Below are 3,702 nucleotides of genomic sequence, written 5' to 3'. Positions count from 1 at the left end.
GATTCCGGGGGCAGGGAGCATCGGCCGCTCAGCCGCGTATCACAATTTCGCGCAGCGGATCGCCGCCGTCGATGAACAGCCGGCCTTGCGCCGTCAACGTGGCCTCAAGCCGTCGCACGGCGATTTTTCCTGCCTCGGGATGACGCCCATCCAGCGCGCCGACGCGCACCGCAACGGCAATGTCGAAGTGCTTCTCGTCCGCCTCCAGGTTGAAGTCCTCGATGGCGACCTGACGAAGGCTCAGCCGGCCCGCTGCAATCTCGGCGCGCGAGGCGGCCCTGGCCTGCGCGATGGCCTTGGCCGAGCGGTCGATCGCCAGCACGTGGCCGTCGCCAATCCGGCGTGCGATCTCGCGCGCCGCAGCACCCGGCCCGCAGCCGATCTCCAGCACCCGGATGCCCTGCCGCAAAGGCAGCGCATCGACGATCGCCAAAAGCCTTGGCGACAAGTCGTTCGCCATTCCTCTTCTCCAGCCTTTCCGTGAGCCGAGATTAGCGACGATGGCCGGCGGCGGGAAGGCCGACACCTGAGGGGACGCGGACATCGTCGATGTGTTCACCGCCGGTGGTCGAGCCCCCTTGATCGATATCGAAGAGGCCGACGATCGGTCGACTTTCTCAACTGCCGCGGCAGGAACAGTGGGGAACACTTAAAGAGGGCTTACCCGACCAAGCCCGGAGCGGCCCGGCGTCGTTGGCCTGAGGGGGGGACTGGCGCCGAGCCTAACCGGTTGGGGGGTAGATCACCGGCCAATTTAGATACATACGCGCAAGCTAATGTAAGCGCAAGCTAATGTTATGCGTTAGCGATCCCCAGCGGTTGTTTCTGGACTGTGATGCCTCCGGCCGCCGCTTCCTGGCGGCGCTCTCCAATCGGGTGCTGGAACTGACGCCGGAGGGCATCCATACCTATGGCGGCGCTATACCTGACATGTCGCGCGCACGGGGCAGGAAGCGCCGGGGCTGAGGCGCTGAAAGGCGTCTTGGTGGTCGGCTTGACCATTCACGAGGCCGACGACATTGTGGATGGCGAGTTGCTGTTAGCCAGTCCATAGTGGTCGTGTGGCAATGGATTTTCGCGACGCCATCGATGAATCGCTGGCCTGGTCCGGCAGATGGTTCGACTATGCCGCCACGCCGTGATTCTTCTATCAGGCCGTAATCATCCTCGTGCTCTTCCTCGTCGCGAAGCTCGCGGCGCAGCGCATCGAACCGCTCGTGGAGAACCGGGCACGCCAGATCAAGGGGCATCCCGGACTGTTGAGGGTCGTCGTTGCCCTGTTGCGGCGCACCGACTGGATCCTGTTCACGGTTGTCCTGCTTGCCGCGCTCATTCTCATGCGCGCCGTCACCTGGCCAAGCCGGACCCATTTCATCTATATCGCGCTCTCGTTATCCCTCGCGTGGCTGTTCGCGTCGGTGCTGTCGCGCATCATCCGCAACCGCCTCGTTGCGCGCACTCTCGCCTGGCTGACCTGGATCTATGCGGCCCTTGTCATCCTGGGCATCGATGACGACACCGCGACTTTCCTGGACAGCCTCGCAATACCTTTGGGCGCGGTTCGCCTTTCGGCGCTCATCGTGCTGAAAGCGGCGCTGCTTCTGATCGCCACGGTTTGGCTTGCGGTGGTCGTCGGCAAGTATATCGATGAGCGCGTCCGCGTCTCCGAAGAGCTGACACCTTCGATCCGCGTCCTCGTTGGCAAGGTCGCAAAGATCGGCCTTGTGTTGGTGGCAGGTGCTATCGCTCTGTCTTCCGTCGGTCTCGACCTGACGGCTCTGACGATATTTTCCGGCGCCGTCGGCGTCGGCCTGGCTTTCGGGCTGCAAAAGGTCGTTTCAAATTTCGTTTCCGGCGTGATCATCCTTCTCGACAAGTCGATCAAGCCGGGCGACACCATTTCGCTCGAAGGCACCTTTGGCTGGGTACGCGAATTGCGGGCGCGGTTTGTCTCGGTGGTGACGCGCGACGGCCGCGAATTCCTGATCCCGAACGAAGACTTCATCACCCAAAGGGTCATCAACTGGTCGTTCAGCGATAACCTTGTGCGGCTCGACGTCAATTTCGGGGTCTCTTACGACGCCGACCCGCATAAGGTCAGCGAACTGGCGATAGCGGCCGCCATGAGCGTCGGCCGGGTCGAAGCGGACCGACGGCCGGTCTGCTGGCTCACGGACTTCGGCGACTCCTCGCTCAATTTCGTCCTGCGCTTCTGGATCCACGACCCTCAGCAAGGCCTGACCAACGTGCGCGGCAGGGTACTGCTGGCGCTGTGGGACACCTTCAAGCAAAACGGCATAGGCATCCCCTATCCGCATCGCGAGATCATCATGAAGCCGGATGGGCGCGCTGGGAAATCACGCGGCCGCTGATGGGGAGGGTGCAGCAGGGTCGCGGCGCCGAAGCTGAGAGCGGCTTTTCGTCCGTGCCATCGCAACGCCGCTTATTCCCTTCAAGCCTTGGCTCCAATGCTGTATCCAGCCCCCGAATTCAAGGAGCCCTTCGATGACCTCACATCTCGCCGACGCCAGCATGGCTGTCGATGCAGACGGCGCGCCGGCCGATGACGACGCCGCGTGGCAGGACGATGTTCGCGCGGGCGTGCGCCATGTGCGCGATCTGGATTCCCTGCCGCTGTCGCCAGCCGAGCGCGCCGCGGCTCAAGCCGCGGCCACGCGCCACAAGGTTCGCATCCCAAAAGCCTATCTCGATCTGATCGACTGGAGCGACCCCGCCGATCCCATCCGGGCGCAGGTCATCCCGTCGCCCGAAGAACTGGCCGAGCAGGAAGGCGAGCTCGACGATCCGATCGCCGATCATGCCTTCAGTCCGGTGCCGCGATTGACGCATCGCCATGCCGACCGGGTTCTGCTGTTCCCGACCTATCAATGCGCGGTCTATTGCCGGTTCTGCTTTCGTAAGGAATCGCTGACGTCGATCGGCCGCGGTTTCTCGCGCGAGGCGCTGGAGCCGGCCTTCGCCTATATCGAGGCGCATCCCGAGATCCGCGAGGTGATCCTGACCGGCGGCGACCCGCTGTCGCTGCCGGACAAGGCGCTGGCCGAAATCCGCGCCCGCATCGAAGCGGTTCCGCATGTGCGGCTGTTACGCATCCACACGCGCGTGCCCGTCGCTCTGCCCTTGCGCGTCACGTCAGGGCTGGTTCGCGCCCTGCAGGGCCGGCTGATGGTCACGGTCGTTACCCATTTCAACCACGCGCGGGAGATCACGCCGGCGGCCGAGCAGGCCTGCCGCGCTTTGAGGCAAGGCGGCTTCGTGCTGCTGAACCAGAGCGTTCTCCTGAAAGGCGTCAACGACACGGTCGAGGTGCTGGAGGAGCTGTGCCGCGAGCTGATGTACCGCCTCGGCGTCAAACCCTATTACCTGCACCACGGCGACCTCGCCCGCGGCATGGCGCACCGGCGCACCACCATTGCTGAGGGACAGGCGCTGGCAAGCGCCTTGCGCGCGCGGCTGTCGGGCATCTGCAACCCCATCTATGTGCTGGACCTGCCGGACGGCGGCGGGAAGGTGCCGCTCGGCCCGTCCTATGTCGAGGCGCAGGACGGAGAGACGTGGCGGATTCGCGGGCAGGACGGTCAGGTGAGGGCGTATACGGAGATTGTCGGCGACCTTTGAAAGCCTGGGTTCCTCGCCCCGTGAAGCGGGGAGAGGTGGCTCGGCAAAGCCGAGACGGAGAGG

The 3,702-nt window shown here is 64.3% G+C and carries 4 protein-coding genes; 3 read left to right on the top strand and 1 reads right to left on the bottom strand.

The annotated features are described in order from the left end of the window. Window positions 1-28 precede the first annotated feature (28 nt). Window positions 29-460, bottom strand: a complete 432-nt coding sequence (locus E5W87_RS19225) for a cyclopropane-fatty-acyl-phospholipid synthase family protein (RefSeq protein ID WP_367118841.1) — start codon at window positions 458-460, stop codon at window positions 29-31. A 359-nt stretch (window positions 461-819) separates the two neighbouring features. On the opposite strand from E5W87_RS19225, the gene E5W87_RS19220 reads away from it, so the two are divergent. The 3 genes from E5W87_RS19220 to E5W87_RS19210 all read left to right on the top strand — a co-directional run bounded on the left by E5W87_RS19220 (window position 820) and on the right by E5W87_RS19210 (window position 3,639). Continuing rightward, complete coding sequence (locus E5W87_RS19220; protein WP_292400787.1) at window positions 820-966, top strand: hypothetical protein; 147 nt, start codon at window positions 820-822, stop codon at window positions 964-966. Window positions 967-1,169: 203 nt separating this feature from the next. After that, on the top strand, window positions 1,170-2,372 hold the full coding sequence (locus E5W87_RS19215; protein WP_292400784.1) for a mechanosensitive ion channel domain-containing protein: 1,203 nt from the start codon (window positions 1,170-1,172) through the stop codon (window positions 2,370-2,372). 160 nt (window positions 2,373-2,532) lie between these two features. Further along, window positions 2,533-3,639, top strand: a complete 1,107-nt coding sequence (locus E5W87_RS19210) for a KamA family radical SAM protein (RefSeq protein ID WP_292400815.1) — start codon at window positions 2,533-2,535, stop codon at window positions 3,637-3,639. Window positions 3,640-3,702 lie beyond the last annotated feature (63 nt).

It is taken from the genome of Mesorhizobium sp. (assembly GCF_004962925.1).
GTDB lineage: Bacteria > Pseudomonadota > Alphaproteobacteria > Rhizobiales > Rhizobiaceae > Mesorhizobium.
The sequence above is the reverse complement of the archived record's forward strand: the minus strand, read 5'-3'. Positions and strand labels throughout refer to the sequence as shown.

Excerpts from the sequence above, each read along its gene's own strand:
- E5W87_RS19210 (WP_292400815.1), top strand. The coding sequence starts at position 2,533 with ATGGCTGTCGATGCAGACGGCGCGCCGGCCGATGACGACGCCGCGTGG.
- E5W87_RS19225 (WP_367118841.1), bottom strand. The coding sequence starts at position 460 with ATGGCGAACGACTTGTCGCCAAGGCTTTTGGCGATCGTCGATGCGCTG.